This is a genomic window from Persicimonas caeni (genome assembly GCF_006517175.1).
In the GTDB taxonomy this organism is placed as follows: domain Bacteria; phylum Myxococcota_A; class Bradymonadia; order Bradymonadales; family Bradymonadaceae; genus Persicimonas; species Persicimonas caeni.
The window spans coordinates 1,701,378-1,718,533 of record NZ_CP041186.1 but is presented as its reverse complement, the minus strand read 5'-3'; the positions used below and the strand labels follow the sequence as shown (position 1 = coordinate 1,718,533).

The 17,156-nt window shown below is 64.9% G+C and carries 11 protein-coding genes; 5 read left to right on the top strand and 6 right to left on the bottom strand.

Features of this window, described 5'->3' with window-relative positions; genetic code table 11:
- The first annotated feature begins 3 nt into the window (after positions 1–3).
- Positions 4–1,539, top strand: coding sequence for a sigma-54 interaction domain-containing protein (locus FIV42_RS06365; protein ID WP_141196863.1), 1,536 nt, complete (start codon positions 4–6; stop codon positions 1,537–1,539).
- A gap of 73 nt (positions 1,540–1,612) precedes the next feature.
- The gene (locus FIV42_RS06360) at positions 1,613–3,565 is read left to right on the top strand and encodes a serine/threonine-protein kinase (protein WP_141196862.1); all 1,953 of its coding nucleotides are present in this window, start codon (positions 1,613–1,615) and stop codon (positions 3,563–3,565) included.
- Here FIV42_RS06360 and FIV42_RS06355 read toward each other — a convergent pair.
- From FIV42_RS06355 to FIV42_RS06335, 5 genes are all read right to left on the bottom strand, one after another.
- Entirely contained in the window at positions 3,555–4,451 is an 897-nt protein-coding gene (locus FIV42_RS06355) for a YihY/virulence factor BrkB family protein (RefSeq protein WP_141196861.1), read from the bottom strand. The genes FIV42_RS06360 and FIV42_RS06355 overlap by 11 nt on opposite strands.
- A gap of 149 nt (positions 4,452–4,600) precedes the next feature.
- Positions 4,601–5,092: a translation initiation factor IF-3 gene (gene infC, locus FIV42_RS06350; RefSeq protein WP_141196860.1), complete on the bottom strand. Its 492-nt coding sequence runs from the start codon at positions 5,090–5,092 to the stop codon at positions 4,601–4,603.
- Between the two features lie 284 nt (positions 5,093–5,376).
- Complete coding sequence (locus FIV42_RS06345) at positions 5,377–8,127, bottom strand: CARDB domain-containing protein (RefSeq protein ID WP_141196859.1); 2,751 nt, start codon at positions 8,125–8,127, stop codon at positions 5,377–5,379.
- Between the two features lie 97 nt (positions 8,128–8,224).
- The gene (locus FIV42_RS06340; protein WP_141196858.1) at positions 8,225–8,503 is read right to left on the bottom strand and encodes a hypothetical protein; all 279 of its coding nucleotides are present in this window, start codon (positions 8,501–8,503) and stop codon (positions 8,225–8,227) included.
- Positions 8,504–8,547: 44 nt separating this feature from the next.
- The gene (locus FIV42_RS06335) at positions 8,548–9,840 is read right to left on the bottom strand and encodes a putative metal-binding motif-containing protein (RefSeq protein WP_141196857.1); all 1,293 of its coding nucleotides are present in this window, start codon (positions 9,838–9,840) and stop codon (positions 8,548–8,550) included.
- Between the two features lie 416 nt (positions 9,841–10,256).
- On the opposite strand from FIV42_RS06335, the gene istA reads away from it, so the two are divergent.
- The 3 genes from istA to FIV42_RS06320 all read left to right on the top strand — a co-directional run bounded on the left by istA (position 10,257) and on the right by FIV42_RS06320 (position 16,163).
- Positions 10,257–11,828, top strand: coding sequence for an IS21 family transposase (gene istA / locus FIV42_RS06330; protein ID WP_168210300.1), 1,572 nt, complete (start codon positions 10,257–10,259; stop codon positions 11,826–11,828).
- On the top strand, positions 11,815–12,567 hold the full coding sequence (gene istB / locus FIV42_RS06325) for an IS21-like element helper ATPase IstB (RefSeq protein WP_141195814.1): 753 nt from the start codon (positions 11,815–11,817) through the stop codon (positions 12,565–12,567). The genes istA and istB overlap by 14 nt, the downstream gene beginning before the upstream one ends.
- Before the next feature lie 881 nt (positions 12,568–13,448).
- Positions 13,449–16,163, top strand: coding sequence for an RcpC/CpaB family pilus assembly protein (locus FIV42_RS06320; protein ID WP_168210460.1), 2,715 nt, complete (start codon positions 13,449–13,451; stop codon positions 16,161–16,163).
- Here the strand turns inward: FIV42_RS06320 and FIV42_RS06315 are convergent.
- On the bottom strand, positions 16,135–16,977 hold the full coding sequence (locus tag FIV42_RS06315) for an NYN domain-containing protein (RefSeq protein ID WP_141196855.1): 843 nt from the start codon (positions 16,975–16,977) through the stop codon (positions 16,135–16,137). The genes FIV42_RS06320 and FIV42_RS06315 overlap by 29 nt on opposite strands.
- Between the last annotated feature and the right edge of the window lie 179 nt (positions 16,978–17,156).

Sequence of the window (17,156 nt, the reverse complement as noted above, 5' to 3'; positions counted from 1 at the left end):
GCTATGAACAAAGAACCCCAATCGTTACGCGAGCTGACGCTGCTATTCGATATCAGCCAGGAACTCGACCGCAGCCTCAATCTCAAGAAGGTCTTGGGGACGGTCGTGCGCCACCTCGTCGAGCAGACGCAGATGACGCGCGCGGCGCTGACGCTCTTGAATCGCGAGACGCAGGAGATCGTGACCGAAGAGTCGTACGGGCTCTCCGAGAGTGAGCAGACCCGCGGGAGGTTTCGCATCGGCGAGGGGATCACCGGTCAGGTGGTCGAGACCGGCGAGCCGCAGATTGTCGAGCGGATCGCCGACTCGGATGCCTTCTTGAACCGCACCGGACCCGAGAGCCGCGCGCGAGCCGAGGACGTGTCGTATCTGTGCGTGCCGATTCGTCAGGAGACCGAAGTGATCGGCACGCTCAGCTGTGACCGGCCGCACGTGGGTCGAAGGGTGCTCGTCAAAGAGGCGCGCCTGATGTCGATTGTCGCCTCGATGATCGCGCAGGCCGTGCGCCTTCGCCAAGCGGCCGAAGAGGAGCGCCAACGCCTCGTCGAGGAGAATACGCGCCTGCAGCGCCGGCTTCGCGATCGGTTCCAGCCGGAGAATATCATCGGCAAGTCGAAGAAGATGCTGCAGGTCTTCGACATGATCCGCCAGGTCGCCGAGAGCCACACCACGGTGCTGATTCTGGGCGAGAGTGGCACCGGCAAGGAGCTTATTGCCAACGCGGTGCACTACAACAGCGACCGGGCCGATAAGCCGTTTATCAAGGTCAACTGCGGCGCGCTGCCCGAGAATCTCATCGAGAGCGAGTTGTTCGGCCACGAAAAGGGCGCGTTTACCGGGGCGGTCAAGAGCCGCAAGGGACGCTTCGAGTTGGCCGACGGCGGCACGATCTTTCTCGATGAGGTCGGCGAATTGTCACCCACGATGCAGGTCAAGCTCTTGCGCGTGCTCCAGGAGCATACCTTCGAGCGTGTCGGCGGCGCCGAGACCATCGAGGTCGACGTGCGCGTCATCGCCGCGACCAGCCGCGACCTGGAGAAGCGCATCGCCGAAGACAAGTTTCGCCAGGATTTGTACTACCGGCTCAACGTCTTTCCGATTCACATGCCCTCGCTGCGCGAGCGCAAGTCGGACATCATGTTGCTGGCCGATCATTTCGTGGAGAAGTACTCGAAGACGCACGACACCGAGGTGCGCCGCATCTCGACGCCGGCCATCGACATGCTGCTCGCCTACCACTGGCCGGGCAATGTGCGGGAGTTGGAGAACTGCGTGGAGCGCGCCGTGCTCATGAGCACCGACGGGGTCATCCACGGCCACCACCTTCCGCCGAGCCTGCAGACGGCCGAGGCGACGGGCACCGAGTTCAAAGGCGACCTGCAGACCGCGCTCGACAACCTCGAGCGAGAGTTGGTGCTCGACGCGCTCAAGTCGACCCGGGGCAACATGGCCGCTGCCGCGCGCCAACTCGGCGTCAGCGAGCGGGTGATGGGGCTTCGGGTGGACAAGTACGAGATCGACCCGAAGCGTTTCAAATAACGGGATTCCGGTTCACCTGTGCGCCAATCTTGTGTAGCTTCTTTGAGAGTGTTGACACCTCTGGGAATCTTGCATGTCTTCCGAACAGCCTACAGCCACCAAGCAGGCCGGACTCAGTGAGGAGTCGAGTGAGGTCGTGCCGGTCAATCCGCCGCGCTACGACGGCGACTTGACCGGTCGCGTGCTCTCCGATCGCTACCTCATCGAGGGCTGCCTCGGTGCAGGGGGCATGGGCACGGTCTACCGGGCCGAGCACACCCTGATGAAGAAGACCGTGGCGGTCAAAGTGCTCCACCCGGACGTGGTGGGCCACGGTGAAGCCGTCGAGCGGTTTCGCCGTGAAGCCCAAGCCGCGGCGCATATCGACCACCAAAACGTGTGTGTGGCGACTGACTTCGGCGAGATGGCCGAGGGTGGCTTTTTTCTGGTCATGGAGTACCTGGAGGGCAACACCCTCGACGAGACGCTGGTGTGCGTGGAGCGCTTCGAGCCGCGCCGCGCCATCCATATCGCCGACCAGATCTTGGCCGCGCTGCACCAGGCGCACAGCCTCGGGGTCGTCCACCGCGACCTCAAGCCCGAAAATATCATGCTCGTCAAGCGCGACGAGGACAACGACTTCGTCAAAATCATGGACTTCGGGGTCGCCCGCGTGCGCTTCGGCGACGAGGAAGACGCCAAGCTCACCCAGGCCGGGCGGGTGTACGGCACGCCCATGTATATGTCGCCCGAGCAGGCCGCCGGGGCCGAGGACATCGACCATCGCGCCGACCTGTATACCCTGGGGGTCATGCTCTTCGAGATGCTCACAGGCACGCTGCCTTTCGTCGCCAAGAACCCCGCGCAGATCATGGCGATGCATATGACCGAAGCGCCCCCTTCGGTGCGCGAGCGCATCCCCGAGGCGCGTATCCCCAAGCGGCTCGACCGGCTCGTCCAAAAGCTGATGGCCAAGGAGCCCGAGTTGCGCCCGTCGTCGGCGCAAGAGGTGCGCGAGGAGCTCGAGGCCATCAAGCAGACTGGAGGCACCCAGAGCTGGATGGCCTTTACGCGCGATGCGGCCGACACCAGCGGGGAAGCCTTTCGTCAGGTCGCCCACGAGGTGCGCCCGCATATCGAGCAGGCGCGCACCTGGGTCAACGAAAACTCGGTCGTGCGCGGGGTCGCCATGGGGGCGTTTGCGGTGCTCTTGGCGGGGCTTCTGGTCGGGCCGGTGGTCTATTTGGTGTGGCCCGAGGGCGGTGCGTCGACCCCCGAAGCGCGCATCCAAGAGGCCAAGAACCTGACCGAGGAGCGCGATCATTACCTGGCTGACATCGACGCCTCGAATATCGTCAGCGTATTGGCCACCGGCGACGCCACGAAGGCCGTCGAGCGTCTCGACAAGCTCGACGAGCGCCACGGACCCAGCGCCCACCTGTCGTTTCTCCAAGGCCGCGCCAACGCCATCGTGGGCGACTGGACCGCGGCGCTCGAAAATTATCGCACCGCGCTCGAGCTCGACGGCCGTTACGCCAGCGAAGACCGCTTGGTGGACGACGTCGTCGCCCGTTACACCTCCGAGAACGACGCGCAGGTCGAACTCTCCGAGCAGATCTTGCTCGAGCAACTCCCCGAGGCAGTCGGTACGCGCAGGTTGAGCGCTCTCGCCCGACTCGGCGATACGAGCGCGGTCCGACGTCGAGCCAAAGAAGCGCTCGAGACCAGCGGGCGCTACGACGCGCTGCCCAAGTGGAACCGCGCCTCTATCGAGCTTCGGTTTGCCCACGGGTGCGACTCGCATCGCGAGCAGATCGACGCCCTCGTCGAGGCTGGCGACCCGCGCGGGCTCGAGGTGCTGCGCTATTACGACCGGCAGCCGCGAAGTGGCTGCGGTACTTTCAAGCAGTCCGACTGTTACGGTTGCATTCGAAAGGACTTGGCCGAGGCGATTTCGGCGCTCGAGGCCAAGGATGAGGCGCAGAAAGACGGCGGGACGGACGCGGCGAAGACCGACGCCGACGCCAAAGAGGCGCCTACGAAGTAGCCGACTCGCCTTTGTCTTCGGGGTCGACGTACCACGGGACACCGTTCTCGGCGCTGTGCTCCAGCTCGGCGATCACCTGCGCCCCCAGAAGCAAAATGATCGCCCCAATCTCCAGGCCCAGCAGCACCACGATCACCGTGGCCAGCGAGCCGTAGATGACGTTCACGAGCGAAATGCTCGCGAAGTACCACACCAAAATGCGGCGCACGACCTCCCACAAAATGGCCGCAATCACGCCCCCGATGACCGCGCGCTTGATCTGAATCTGGATGACCGGCAGCACCGCGTACACCGAGGTGAACAGCGCCGCCATGCCCACAAAGCCGGAGACGTACAAGATGATCCCGGGAAGGTTGGCCAAGGAGAGCTCCCAGCCGAGGATCATGAAGCTGGCGTCGGTGAAGGTCTCGAAGAAGGCGGTCACGCCGGTCACCCCGACGATGGCCAGTCCGATGACCACGATATAGGCGTAGGGGATGAGCGCCGACATCCAGAAGCTTCGCCCCTCGACGTGGTCGGGGACGTGGAAGATGTTGGCGATCGCCTCTTCGAGCATACGAAACGCGATCGAGCTGAAGAAGAGCAGCACCACGATGCCCAGACCGCTAATCAGCGAGCGGTTCTCGAGCAGTGTGCGCACCGTCTGGGTCAGCGTGTCGGCGTGGCTGGGGATGAGCAGGACGAGCTCGGCCGAGATCGTCTCGAGCAGTTGCTGCTCTTCGATAAAGTACGACAGCGACATCACGACGACGGCTACAAGCGGAATGGCCGACAACAGACTGTTGTAGGCGAGGCCGCCAGCCAGCAGGATGCCCTGGTTGGAGAGGAAGGCTTTGATGACCCGCCACGCGAAATGCAGCAGGCGCCCGGCGAGAGTCTTTAGCATGGATGATCGGGGATCGAGTGAGCGAGTCGACAACCAATACGAACGTGCGCACGTAATCGAGCGGGAGTAAGCGTGGTACGCGGTTAACGCAGATGCATCGCCGCGTCCACTCGATTACTCGACCACTCGATCACTCGATCACTTGCCGATCAGGCCGGTTCGACCACGGCGGTGATCTGCCAGCCCTGACTTTCGGGGGCGCTGACCACCTTGATGTCGCGGTCGACCTTCTCGCGCAACTCGTCGATGATGTCTTCGAGTTGCTCGACCCAGCGGTCGGTGAACTGACGTTCGCGACCGCGCATTTGGACGACGAACTTGACCTGGTTGCCCTTCTTCAAAAAGCTCGAGGCGCGATTGAGCTTCGTATTTAGGTCGTGCGGCTCGGTCTTGGGGCGCATGCGCAGCGTCTTGAGCGAGACGTTGTCGGTCGCCTTTTTCTTCTTCTTGGACTGCTGGTACTTGAATTTCCCGTAGTCCATGATTTTGCAGACCGGCGGGCGCGCCTTGGGAGCGACCTCGACCAGATCGAGGCCGAATTCCTCGGCTTTCTCACGCGCGTCGTCGGCGCTCATGATGCCCATCTGCTCGCCGTCGGGATCGATCAGGCGCACTTCACGGGCGCGAACCTGATGATTGATCCGATACGAATCACTTCCACCTCTGGAATCTCTGCTTCTCCTAGCGATTGTAATTCACCCTTGGTCTGAGGTTTTCGGTCTGTTCGAGCGAGGTTGAACCACCAACCGTCACTCCATGAACAGACGACATTCATCAAAAATGCCACCAAGGAGACCCGACGCGTTCGACGCCCGGATCTCCTACCAGGCAACTTCACCGCCCTTGAAAATAGCGCCTAAACGCGCGGTTGACAAACCAGATATCACAAAATCCGCTGGAGGCGTCGGCCGATCGCGTCGACAGCTCATCCACCGGGGATGCAGCTGGCCTGGGTGGTGGCGGTATTTTTCTGAGCACATTCGAAGACTTCGCCGTCTGCATCGACCGTGGCGATCACCTCGAAGTTGATGCCAAAGAGGGTGCTGGGCACGCTCCAGGTGGTGCTCAACTGCTCGGTTTCGCCGGTCGCCAACGCGCTCTGGGTGCGCAGGGTGCCGATCGTCTCGGTGGTGTTGTTGGCCACGGCCTCGAGCAAGATGGGCACATCGGCGGCGATCGTCTCCGACGAGGCGTTCTCCACGGTCAGCTCCACGGTCACCTCGGAGGTCGTACCGCAGGTGGCGTCGTTGACCTCGAGGGCCTGGACTTCGAGGCCCGGCGAGCTGACCGCCAGCGAGGCGCTGTCGCCGTCGAGCTCGTTGTTCGCCTCGTCACACTCGTTGACCTGGCCGTCCGGGTCGATCACTGCGCGCAGCACGAACCCGTCTTGCCACCAACCGTCGGGGATATCCCACGGCGTCGACAACGTCTCGGTCTGGCCGGGAAGCAGCCGGGTGGTCGTTTGCAGAGTGGCAATGGGGGTGCTGCTGCCGTTGTGCTCGGCGATGACGTGCACCACGATGCCGGCCGGCTCACCCAGCGCGCCGCGGTTGGCCACCGTCACGGTGACGTCGGTGGTGTCGGCGCCGGCGCACGCGCCGCCCAGGCCGATATTCTCGACGGCCAGGTCGGGCGCGTCGAAGACGCCGCCGGGTTGGATATTCTGGCGGTAGTTGTTCAACCGGCCGTTTCGCCAGTTGGCCTGCGGGGGCGACGGGATCTGGCCGTCCTCGGTGATATTGGTCACCGAGTAGCCGTGCTGGTTCCAGATGCGCCGGGTGCGCACCCAGTTGTCGTCGGCATCTCCCCAGATCTTGAGACCCTTGTCCGTGGCCGAGGGGATGACAACCTCGGAGTTGCCGTCATTGTCGACGTCGGCGACCACCGGCATTTCGATACGCGTGTTGCTGCTGTGAGTGGTGTCTTCGTACAGCAGCGCGCCGTCGGCGCCCGCGCGGATGCGGAAGGTGCTCTCGTCGGCGTAGACCATCTCGGCTTTGCCGTCGCCCTCGAAGTCGAACACGCTCGAGGCGGTCGCGCGGCTCGAGCAGTCCTGGTTGGGCTTGGCCCACAGCGCACCCTCGAAGGTCGCATCGCAGTTTTGCTGGACGCTGCCGCCGGGGGCGGCGTTGGGGTCGCAGTCCATGTCCATCACGGCGTAGAAGTCCGCGCCGGCGGTGCCGATCTCGGGGCGGCCGTCACCGTCGAAGTCAGCGACGGTGGGCGGGCCGGATTCGTTGCCGGGCTCGCCGTTCTTGGTGCAGTCCTCCCACGGGATCTCTTTTTGCCACAGCAGGGTGCCGTCGTGATTGATCACGAAGACCTCGCCGCGGCGCACGATGACGACTTCGCCCTCGGGGTCGGCGTCGAAGTTGGCCATGCCGTTGAAGCCGTCGCACGGCAGGCTTCCCTGGCAGCCCGAAGGCGGGTTGGCCGGATAATCGTAGGTCCACAACACGGTGCCGTCGTAGTCGTACAGCGTGTTGCCGGCGGCGACTTCCTGGTTGCCGTCCAGATCGATGTCGCCCACCGCCGAGCTCGGCCCGAGGAAGGCGTTGTTGCCGATGCCGCCGTCGCCACCGCTGGTGACCACGCCGTCCCACTTGAGGTCGCCGGTCTGGCCGTCGAGCACGACATTGCCCACGATGACCTCCGGTTTGCCGTCGCCCTCGAGGTCGGCCAGGTTGATGACGGCGCCGCCGTTGGTGTGCACGCCTGCGGTCGGGTAGTCGGGGTTGCGCCACAAGACGTCCCAGGCGCTGCCGTCGTCTCCGGTGCGCGTCCACACGACCACGCCTTCAGGGGTCTGACGATTGTTGTTGTTCAGGGCGCCCTTGTAGCTGATGGCCACCAGCTCGGGTACGCCGTTGCCGGTCAAATCACCCAGGGCCAGCGCCGCGTCGTTGATCATCTGGGCGCCGTTGAGCGAGGCAATCTCGGTGGTCGTGCCGTCGGCCTTGCACTCGCCGCTGATGATGCGAAGCGTCGCCGGCTTGTTGCAGCAGCCGGGGCTGCGCGACAAAAAGGCGATGTCGGGGATGTCGTCGGTATTGGTCAGCCCGTCACCGTTGTCGTCGGTCAGGTTGCCCACCACCGGGGTCACGACCACGTGGATGCGCCCGGAGTTGACCTGCAGATCGGGCGGCGGCCAGGCGCAGTCGACTTCGGGGGAGAACTCGCCCACGGGCGGGACGAACTCGCACACGTCGACCGCGTCGCGCGGCACGCACTTGCCGATGGTCGGCTCGCAGATGGCGTCGACGGGGCACTGCTCGGTGCGCTCGCAGGCGTCGCCCGGCAGCACGCATCCGCCGCCCAGGCACAACTGATCGCCGGTGCAGCACAACCCCAGATCGTCGCCGCAGCGCGTGCCGCCGCACGCCGGCAGGCACTGGTCTTCGACACACTCCTCGCCCGACGCGCAACACGCCCCGCCGCACAACTCGGTGGGGCAACTCTCGGCGTCGTCGTAGCCGTCGCCGTCGCTCTGCGGCACGTCGCTCGGCTCGGCGTCGGAGACGTCCGAGGGGCCCCCGTCGGCGTCGGGCAGCAGCGTGGCGTCGCGGCCGTTGTTGGTGTTGATGGCGCCGTCCTCACAACTGCCGCAGTTGAGGGTGCCGGAGGCGAGGAAGACGAGGGCGAACGTGGCGAGGAGCTTGTTGTGGTGCTCGAGCATGACTGACGGTCCGAGAATGACGGCTCTTTGTGAAGAACGCCCTCAGTCTAGGACATCGTCGCGCAGATGGGAAATCGCGCCGCCGCCACGGGCGAACTCAAGGCGCCTCGCCGCCGTTGTCTTCGACACGGTCGGCGGTGCGCCTTTCGTAGTTGTCGTGGACCTGCTGCATCTCGCGGTTCTTCTCTTTGGTGGTCTCGGCGACCGCGGTGATCATCGACTCGAACCCGTCGCCGACGCGTTGGACGGCCAGGCCGCCGGCGCTCGGCACGCTGAACTTGCCGTGTTCGTCGGTCAGCGCAAAGTAGGCGACCAGCAGCAAAATGACGACGATGATGCCGTTCTGGGTCTTGCTCTTCCAGGACTTGCGTTCCATCGGGTCTCGGGGCGTCGAACGAGGTCAGTAGCGTCGAATCGAGTTCAATAGCGTCGAATCGAGTAGGGCGTGGCCGGGGCAGGGTTGGTCTGCGACTGCGGGTAGACCCGGACCGTCCAGCGGTCGCCCGAGGCGCAGCCGCAGCTTCCGTCGAAGGTCTTCGAGGTCGTCGCCGCGTCGCCGCCCAGCCAGCCGCACCATTGTGAGCCGCAGAAGAACTCGACGTCGAGGTTCGGGTAGTTGAAGCCGGCGGCGTTGGTGCCCGTCTCCTGGGTCAGTTCGATGGTGACCTGGTCACCCGGGTTGTGGTTGCCCAGGTTGAACCAGTCGACGTCGAAGCTTGTGCTGTCGCCGCACAACACGAGCTCATCGATCGTGCGCGCGTAGGTCAGGTCGGTGCCCTCGAAGCTTCGCTGGTTGGGCTCCTGGCTATCCTCGGTGCAGCTGTAGCAAAGCGCCTCGTCGGTCTGGCCGTCGCAGTCGTTGTCGACGCCGTCGCAGATCTCCATCGAGCCGCCCGAGCTGCTGCCGCCGCCGGTGTCGCAGAAGGTGCCGGTGCGGCTGGCGTCGCAGCGGATGGTGCCGTTGACCGAGCAGGAGCCCGACCCCGACGAGCACGCCTGGCCCACGTTCGAGAAGCCCTCGTCGGTCTGGCCGTCGCAGTCGTTGTCGATGTTGTCGCCACAGAGTTCGGTCGAGCCCGACCCGGCCGAGGCGCTGCACTCGACGCCCGAGCCGTCCGCCTTGCACACGTAGGTGCCGCTTTGGGCGCAGGCGCCCTGGCCGGCGCTGCACGACTGGCCCTTTTGCGGGTGATCCTCGTCGAATTGGCCGTCGCAGTCGTTGTCGCGGCCGTCGCAGACCTCGAAGGCGTTGGGGTGGATGGAGTCGTCGCCGTCGTTGCAGTCGGGGCCCGATGAGCAGTTGGCGCCGTAGCCGTCGCCGTCGGAGTCGACGCAGGCGCCGGTATCCTGGACGCACTGGCCGGCCGAGCAGACCTGATTGCTGCTGCAGGAGCTCGGCGAGCTCAACACGCCGCAGCCGTTGCCGTCGTCGATGCAGTTGGCCAGGGCGGTCTGGCTCGTGCACACCCGCTCTCCGATTTGGCAGGCCGACGGCGGGCATTGTGTGCCCGTATCGGGCGACGAGGTGTCTTGGGCGATGCCGGTGTCCGCAGACCCGGCGTCCTCGCCGATGGTGGCGTCGCCGGCGCCGGCGTCTGCGTTGTCGAGTTCGCCCGGCAGGGGCTTGGTGCCCTGGGCGCACCCGCCCCACAGCACGCTCGAGCCGCACAACAAGAGCACCCCGAGCAGGCGAGAAAGATTGGCAGATTTCATTGGATTGGTAAGCCGTTCACGGTGAAAAGATACTGACAATGTTCACCGTATCCAAAGGGGCGCGGCAGGGCAAGGTTGGGGCGCGGTTGCTGTTACGGCTTACGGTTGCGGCTACGGTTGCGGCTACGGTTGCGGCTCACCATCCAACACAAATGGCGGAGGCGAACAACCGGGTCGGGGCGCGCGGCGTCCCCGCCCGCCCTGGGGCGTCTGTCACAGACCGGGGTAAGTGATCGTAGCTGGTTCGCCCAAAGTGACCACGGCTGGTTCGGCCAAAGTGATCGGCCCTGGTTCGGCCAAAGTGATCGCAAAATCGGGCGGATGTCGATGACCTGAAACGCTCAGACTGGGAGAATGCAGAGCAGATGGCTTTAGCCCCTGCTCTGGAGGACCCGATGAGCAATGAGAGGATCGACATGCATCGATTACAAGACCTGGTGCGGATGCACCGTGAGGGCGTTGGCTGCCGCGAGATTGCCCGCCTTCTAAAGATGAGTCCCAATACCGAGCGCAAATACCGCCACGCGCTCGATGAGGCTGGATTGCTCAAAGGCGAGCCTTCCGAGATCATCCCACTGGACGAGCTCAAGCAGGCGGTCGCAGAGCTCCTTCCGACGAGCACGCCGCCCCAGGAGACCTCCACGGTCGAGCCGTGGCGCGCACAGATTGAAGAGATGTACGAGCGCACGCGCTCACCCCGAGCCATCTGGGACAGGCTTCGGCTCGAGCACGCCGATTTCGACGGCAGCCTGTCCGCCGTCAAGCGCATGTGCGCCCGCATCAAAGCCGACAGAGGCCCACGTCCGCAAGATGTGGTCATTCGCGTCGAGACCGCGCCAGGAGAGATTGCCCAGGTCGACTTTGGCTATGTCGGCCGACTCTTCGACCCGATGAGCGGCAAAGTCAGAAAGGCTTATGCCTTCGTGATGGTCCTGGGCTTCAGCCGTCTGATGTACGTCGACCTGGTTTTCGACCAAAAGGTCGACACCTGGCTTCGCCTGCACGTCGACGCCTTCGAGTACTTCGGCGGCGTGCCCGAGACGGTGGTGCCGGACAATCTCAAAGCGGCGGTTGTGCGCTGCTATTTCGGGCTCAAGGACAAACCGGAGCTCAACCGAAGCTACCGTGAGCTTGCTCGCCACTACGGCTTTATGATTGACCCGACCCCGCCGTATGCCCCTGAAAAGAAGGGCAAAGTCGAGTCGGCGGTCAAGTACGTCAAATCAAACTTCTTTGCGCCGCGCGCCCTCGAGAAGCTCGACGAGGCCAAGGAGCAATTGAGCCTGTGGCTCGACCAGATTGCCAATCGGCGAGTCCACGGCACCACTCACAGGGTGCCCCGCGAGCACTTCGACGCTGAGGAGGCAGAAGCACTTAAAGCACTGCCGCCGACGCCCTTTGTGCCGGTGGTCTGGAAGAAGGCCAAGGTCCACCGCGACAGCCACGTCGAATTCGAGCGCCGGCTCTACTCGGTGCCGTTTCGGCTCATCGGCCAGACCGTCTGGATCCGAGCTCGAGGCGCAAGCGTCGATATCTTCTATGACGACGAGCTGTGCACCTCGCACAAGCGAAGCGGTCCCAGAAAGAGCACCCATGAGGCACACCTTCCTGAGGGGCGGCGCGATCTGCGCCACCGAAGCCGTCAGTGGTGGCAGGACAAGGCTGACCGGATGAGCCCGATCGTCGGCGAATATGTCGAGGAGGTCTTCGGGGCCGACGATGTCTTCAATCAGCTGCGCGCAGTCCAGGCGATCGTGTCGTACCTCGAGCAGTTCCCCGTCGAGCGTGCCGAGGGCGCCTGCCGAAGGGCTCGCGCTTTCGGAAACTACACCTATCAAGGCATCAAGCGGATTCTGGTGGAGGGCATCGACTTAGAGCCTGCCATCCCGCAGGCCGTCTACGTGCACGGCAAGCTCGCCCACCCGCGTTTTGCCCGAAATTTCGAGGAGCTGGCCCTGGCCGAGGAGGTCTACCATGAGCGCTCGTGATGATCTGGTCCCCATCCTCAAGCGCCTGCGGCTGTCGGGGCTTCTCAATACGCTGGAGCTTCGCGCCGAGCAGGCCGTCGACGACAAGCTTGGCTACGTCGACTTTGTCTATCGACTGCTCCACGACGAGGTGGAGCGCCGCGATGCCAATAAGCTGACGCGCTTGATTCGCCAGGCTGATTTCGAGGCCCACAAAACGCTTCAGGATTTCGATTTCAGCTTCAATCCCAAGATCCCACGCGAGCGGATCATCGAGCTCGGCACCACAAGCTTTGTCGAGCGCCAAGAAAACGTGCTCCTGGTCGGCCCGGCCGGCACGGGCAAGTCGCACATCGCCCAGGCGCTGGGTCACCGGGCCTGTCGAGCCGGCTACAAGACCAGGTATGTCGCCGCACATCAGCTTTTGAGCGAGCTTCGAGCAGCCCGCGCCGACCGCAGCTGGGACAAGCTGATGTACAAGCTGTGCGCGGTCGACCTCCTGATCATCGACGATCTTGGGCTGCGTCCGCTGGCCCAGGACGAGCCGGTCGACCTGTACGAGCTGATACGCCGCCGCTACGAGCAGGGCTCGCTCGTGATCACATCCAACCGCGCCATCGACGAGTGGTACGCCATGTTTGGTGACGCGCTGCTCGCCAGCTCGGCGATGGACCGACTGCTACACCACTGCCACGTCGTCACGCTCGACGGGCACTCGTATCGAAACCCGCCGTCGAAAGCCCGAGCCAAGACGGCCTAAACCCGATCACTTTGGCCGAACCAGCACCTTGAGGAGAACGACGAGAAATCGCCCATGACATCCGCCCGAAAATCGCGATCACTTTGGCCGAACTGAGCGCGATCAGTTTGCCCGTCCGTTGACAGGGCGTCACCGCCCCAGCTTGCGTGTCTGAGGCAAGGCACACGCCTTGCTCGAACACGTGCGGGGCCCGAGACGGACCCCGGCGGCCGGGGACGACCGCGCCCCGACCTTGCTGCACGCACAACCAGCCCGGGGCGCGCGGCGTCCTCGCCCGCCCTGGGGCGTCACCGCCCCAGCTTGCGTGTCTTCGGCAGGGCGCACGCCCTGCTCGGACACGTGCGGGGCCCGAGACGGACCCCGGCGGCCGGGGACGACCGCGCCCCGACCTTGCTGCACGCACAACTAGCCCGGGGCGCGCGGCGTCCTCGCCCGCCCTGGGGCGTCACCGCCCCAGCTTGCGTGTCTTCGGCAGGGCGCACGCCCTGCTCGGACACGTGCGGGGCCCGAGACGGACCCCGGCGGCCGGGGACGACCGCGCCCCGACCTTGCTGCACGCACAACCAGCCCGGGGCGCGCGGCGTCCTCGCCCGCCCTGGGGCGTCACCGCCCCAGCTTGCGTGTCTTCGGCAGGGCGCACGCCCTGCTCGGACACGTGCGGGGCCCGAGACGGACCCCGGCGGCCGGGGACGACCGCGCCCCGACCGTCAACGTGGCGCATCAACTAAGAAGTGCGGGACGGTAAGACGGTCACGGTCACGGTCACGGCTTACGGCTCCGTTGCCGATGGCGTGTCGTGGCGCGGCACAGCGGGTGCCACCGAGGCGTCGACGTGCTACTCTGGGGGAGCGCGGACAATATCAATGATGCAGGATGTCGAGATGAATCGTGGATACCTGTCGAAGTGGATCGTGTCGTTCGCAGCGGCTCTCTCGCTGGTGGCCTGCGAGCGCGGCGCTGGCCAGACCGAGGTCGAGCCGGGCGGGGCGTTTTTGCAGTCGGGCGCGGGTGCGCCGGAGGCGTTGTGGGAGGGGGGCATGGGCTCGGCGCCCGCGCCCCACGCCCTCGAGGTGCAGCTTCCTCGCGGCGAGCGCGCGATTTTCTTGGAGCTCGACGCACGCCAGGCCGTCGGAGGTACGGTGCGGGCCGGTGACGACGTCGACATCCAGTTGACGGTCGATGTCTATTCGGTCCAACCGCCCGACCCGATTATTGCGGACGCTGCAGGGGCGTCGCGGCCCGGCGGAGGCTGGCTGGCGACGACGATCCTGCAAAACGTCAGGGTGCTGCGTACCGAGCCGGTCGCCGAGAAGCCGGGGACATGGTCCTTGGCGGTCGCGGCGACGCGCGAGGAGGCCCAGCTGTTGCGCGTGACACAGGCCAGCGGGCAGCTGTCGCTGCTCTTGCGGCATCCCAAGAACGACGAGATCAGCCCGGTGAGCCGCCTGTCGCTCAAGAGCGGGCTCATGGACCTCGAGGTGTTCAACCGGGAGCGACAGAAGCGCCAGGAGGCCAAGCCTCGTCCGCGAACCGATTCGAACGCGCCGGTCGCCTGGCGCTTGGCGCCCGAGATGCGCGCGATGGCGCTGCCGGTCGAGCTGCCCGCGGCGGTCACGCGCCATCTGGAGGCGGGCTCGTGGATCGACATCGACGTCACCCTTCCCATGACCTCGAGGGATCGCGTGGTGGCTAAGTCGACTCTGGACTCGAAGCAAGACGTGGTCGGGAGCCTGGCGATGTCGTTGCTGCAGAACGTCCGGGTGCTGGCGGCCTCCGGGGGCCAAAACGGCCAGCCGACGAACGTGGTCGTCGAGGTGACCGAGCAGGAGGCCAAGCTGCTGGCGCTGGGGGCGAGTTACGGCGAACTCGACATCGCGATGCGGCCCGAGGGGGACCACGAGTTCGGATCGGTGCGGCGCAAGAGCATGAAGCAAGTGCTCCAAGATCTCGAGGTGATCAACCGCGCGCGGAAGACGCGTGTGAAGCGGCGTGTGCGCAGGAAGCTGGACTCCTCCATTCGGGTCTATCGCGGGTCGAGTCGTCCGTCGGCCGGCGCGAGCAAGTCCAATGCCGAGGCCACGTCCGAGAAGGAGGCTCGCGCGCCTCGAATCGTCCCCGGCCCTCCCCAGCGCTCGGCCACTGTCGACTTCGCTGCTCCCGACCCACCAAAGGAGCCCGCAAAAACAGAGCTGGCCAGCCAGACCGATGCGCTCGAACAAGCCGCCCAGAACCCCATCAAGTCGACGAAAGACGAGCCGCGCTCGACCTTCGCGCTCGACGTCGACACCGGCAGCTACACTCTGGCGCGCCGATACCTGCAGGAAGACGAGTTGCCGCCGGCCGAGCGGGTGCGCGTCGAGGAGTTCGTCAATTACTTCGACTACGACAACCCCTATCCGACCGACAAGCCGTTCGCGGTGACCGTGGAGGGGGCGCCGAGCCCGTTCTGGCGCACCAAGAAGCACAAGATCGTGCGCATCGGCGTGCAGGCCAAGCGCGAGAACGAGCTGACACGGCGGCCCATCAACCTGACGTTTCTGGTCGACACCTCCTCGTCGATGCGCGGCGGCGACCGCCTCGGTCTGGTCAAACGCGCGCTCATCGAGTTGACCCGCAACCTGGGGCCCGAGGACACCATCGCGATCGTGCAGTACAACGACCGGGTCGACCAGGTCTTGGGACGCGCGTCGGCCGACCAGAAGCCGGGGATCGTCTCGGCCATCAAGTCGATGCGCGCGGGCGGGGCGACCGACTTGGAGGCGGGGTTTCGGCGCGCCTACAAGCTGGCGCGTCTGGGCTTCGAAGAGGGCAAGGAGAATCGCGTCGTGTTGCTCTCGGACGGCGACCCGAACGTGGGCGCCCAGACGCACCGGGCGCTGCTCTCCGCCGTCGAAGAGGAGAGCGAGCGTGGGGTGACCCTGTCGACGGTCGGCTTCGGCCGCAGCAACTACGGCGACGGGCTCATGGAGCAACTCGCCGACAACGGCGACGGCAACAGCTTCTACATCTCCGACAAAGACGAGGCCAAACGCCTGTTCGGCGAGCGGCTCTTGTCGACGCTGGTGGTCGTGGCGCGCGACGTGAAGGCGCAGGTCGAGTTCGACCCCGCCGTCGTCTCGAGCTATCGGCGCATCGGCTACGTCAACCGCACGCTCAGCGAGGACGACTGGCACGACGCGGCGGCCGACGCCGGCGAGATTGGCGCCGGGCACCGGGTGACGGTGCTCTACGAGGTCGAGTTGGTCGACGAGGCGCCCAAAAAGCCGCTCGGCACGGTCAAGGTGCGCTACAAGCTCCCCGACAAGAGTGAGGCGTTCGAGATCGAGGCGTCGTTGAGCGATGAGGTGATGCAGCCGAGCTTCGCGAAGGCGTCGGTCGACCTTCGGTTTGCGGCGAGCGTGGTGGGCTTTGCCGAGATTCTTGGCGAGTCGCCCCTGGGCAGGTACCTGAGCCTCGAGGCGATCGCGCAGACGGCAAAAGAGGTGGCCGGAGAAGACTCCGACCGCCTCGAATTCGTCGAGCTCGTCGAGCGAGCCCGTCAGTTGCGCAGTGCGCGTGATGCGAAGGTCAAGCTTTCGGGCCGAACGCCTGAATGATGTAGCCGCCGGACTTCTCGTCCTTTTCGATCTCGAGCAGGCCCTTCTTTTCGGCGTCTTCGAGCAGGTGGCTGAAGTTGCGGTAGCCGTAGAAGGTCTCCGAGAAGTTCGGCCGCTTGCGCTTGAGGGTCTGCTTGACCAGCGAGGCCCACACGTTGGCGTCGCGCTCGCGGAACAGCGCCTCGACCTGGTCGAGGACCATCTCGAGCGCCTCCTCTTTGGAGCCGCCCTCGGACTTCTGATTGCTGCCTTTGCTCTTTCGCCCACCTTTGGACGAGCGTCCGCCGGAGGTCTTTCGGCCCTTGGAGCGCTTGTTCGACTTCGACTTCTTTTTGTCGCGCACCAGGTCGTCGTAGTAGATGTACTCGTCGCAGTTCTCGATGAGCAGGTCGCTCGAGGTGTGCTTGACGCCGATGCCGATGACGCGCTTGTTGTTCTCGCGCAGCTTGGTCACCAGCGGGGAGAAGTCGCTGTCGCCGGTCAGGATGACGAACAGGTCGACGTGGTCGTTGCTGTAGCAGACGTCGAGGGCGTCGACGACCATGCGGATGTCGGCGCTGTTCTTGCCCGAATAGCTGACGTGGGGGACTTCGATGAGTTCGAAGGCGGCTTCGTGCAGCGGCTTTTTGAGCTGCTTGTAATTCGACCAGTCGCAGTAGGCCTTCTTGAGGATGATGTTGCCCTTGTCGAGCAGGCGCTCGAGGACCAGGGCGATGTCGAGCTCGCCGTATTTGGCTTCGCGAACGCCGATGGCGACGTTTTCGGTGTCGGCGAAAATGGCGATATTCGGCGTAGCTTCGATGCGTTCGTTCATACTGCCTTCCTTGCGGCAATTCTTAGTCTTTCCTCGGTCGGCGCCAAGCGCACGATGCGCTCGCCGCCGAAGAGTCCCTCCGTCGTGGGTTGCTCGACTCGAATGCCGACGGGCGACACTCAGTCCGAACGACCGGAGACGATGGGCGATGAATATTTCGGGTACTTCTGCGTACCTCT

Coding starts and splice junctions, on each gene's coding strand:
- FIV42_RS06335 (WP_141196857.1), bottom strand. CDS start 9,840: ATGAAATCTGCCAATCTTTCTCGCCTGCTCGGGGTGCTCTTGTTGTGC.
- FIV42_RS06320 (WP_168210460.1), top strand. CDS start 13,449: ATGAATCGTGGATACCTGTCGAAGTGGATCGTGTCGTTCGCAGCGGCT.
- FIV42_RS06360 (WP_141196862.1), top strand. CDS start 1,613: ATGTCTTCCGAACAGCCTACAGCCACCAAGCAGGCCGGACTCAGTGAG.
- istA (WP_168210300.1), top strand. CDS start 10,257: ATGCATCGATTACAAGACCTGGTGCGGATGCACCGTGAGGGCGTTGGC.
- FIV42_RS06340 (WP_141196858.1), bottom strand. CDS start 8,503: ATGGAACGCAAGTCCTGGAAGAGCAAGACCCAGAACGGCATCATCGTC.
- istB (WP_141195814.1), top strand. CDS start 11,815: ATGAGCGCTCGTGATGATCTGGTCCCCATCCTCAAGCGCCTGCGGCTG.
- FIV42_RS06365 (WP_141196863.1), top strand. CDS start 4: ATGAACAAAGAACCCCAATCGTTACGCGAGCTGACGCTGCTATTCGAT.
- FIV42_RS06315 (WP_141196855.1), bottom strand. CDS start 16,977: ATGAACGAACGCATCGAAGCTACGCCGAATATCGCCATTTTCGCCGAC.
- FIV42_RS06345 (WP_141196859.1), bottom strand. CDS start 8,127: ATGCTCGAGCACCACAACAAGCTCCTCGCCACGTTCGCCCTCGTCTTC.
- FIV42_RS06355 (WP_141196861.1), bottom strand. CDS start 4,451: ATGCTAAAGACTCTCGCCGGGCGCCTGCTGCATTTCGCGTGGCGGGTC.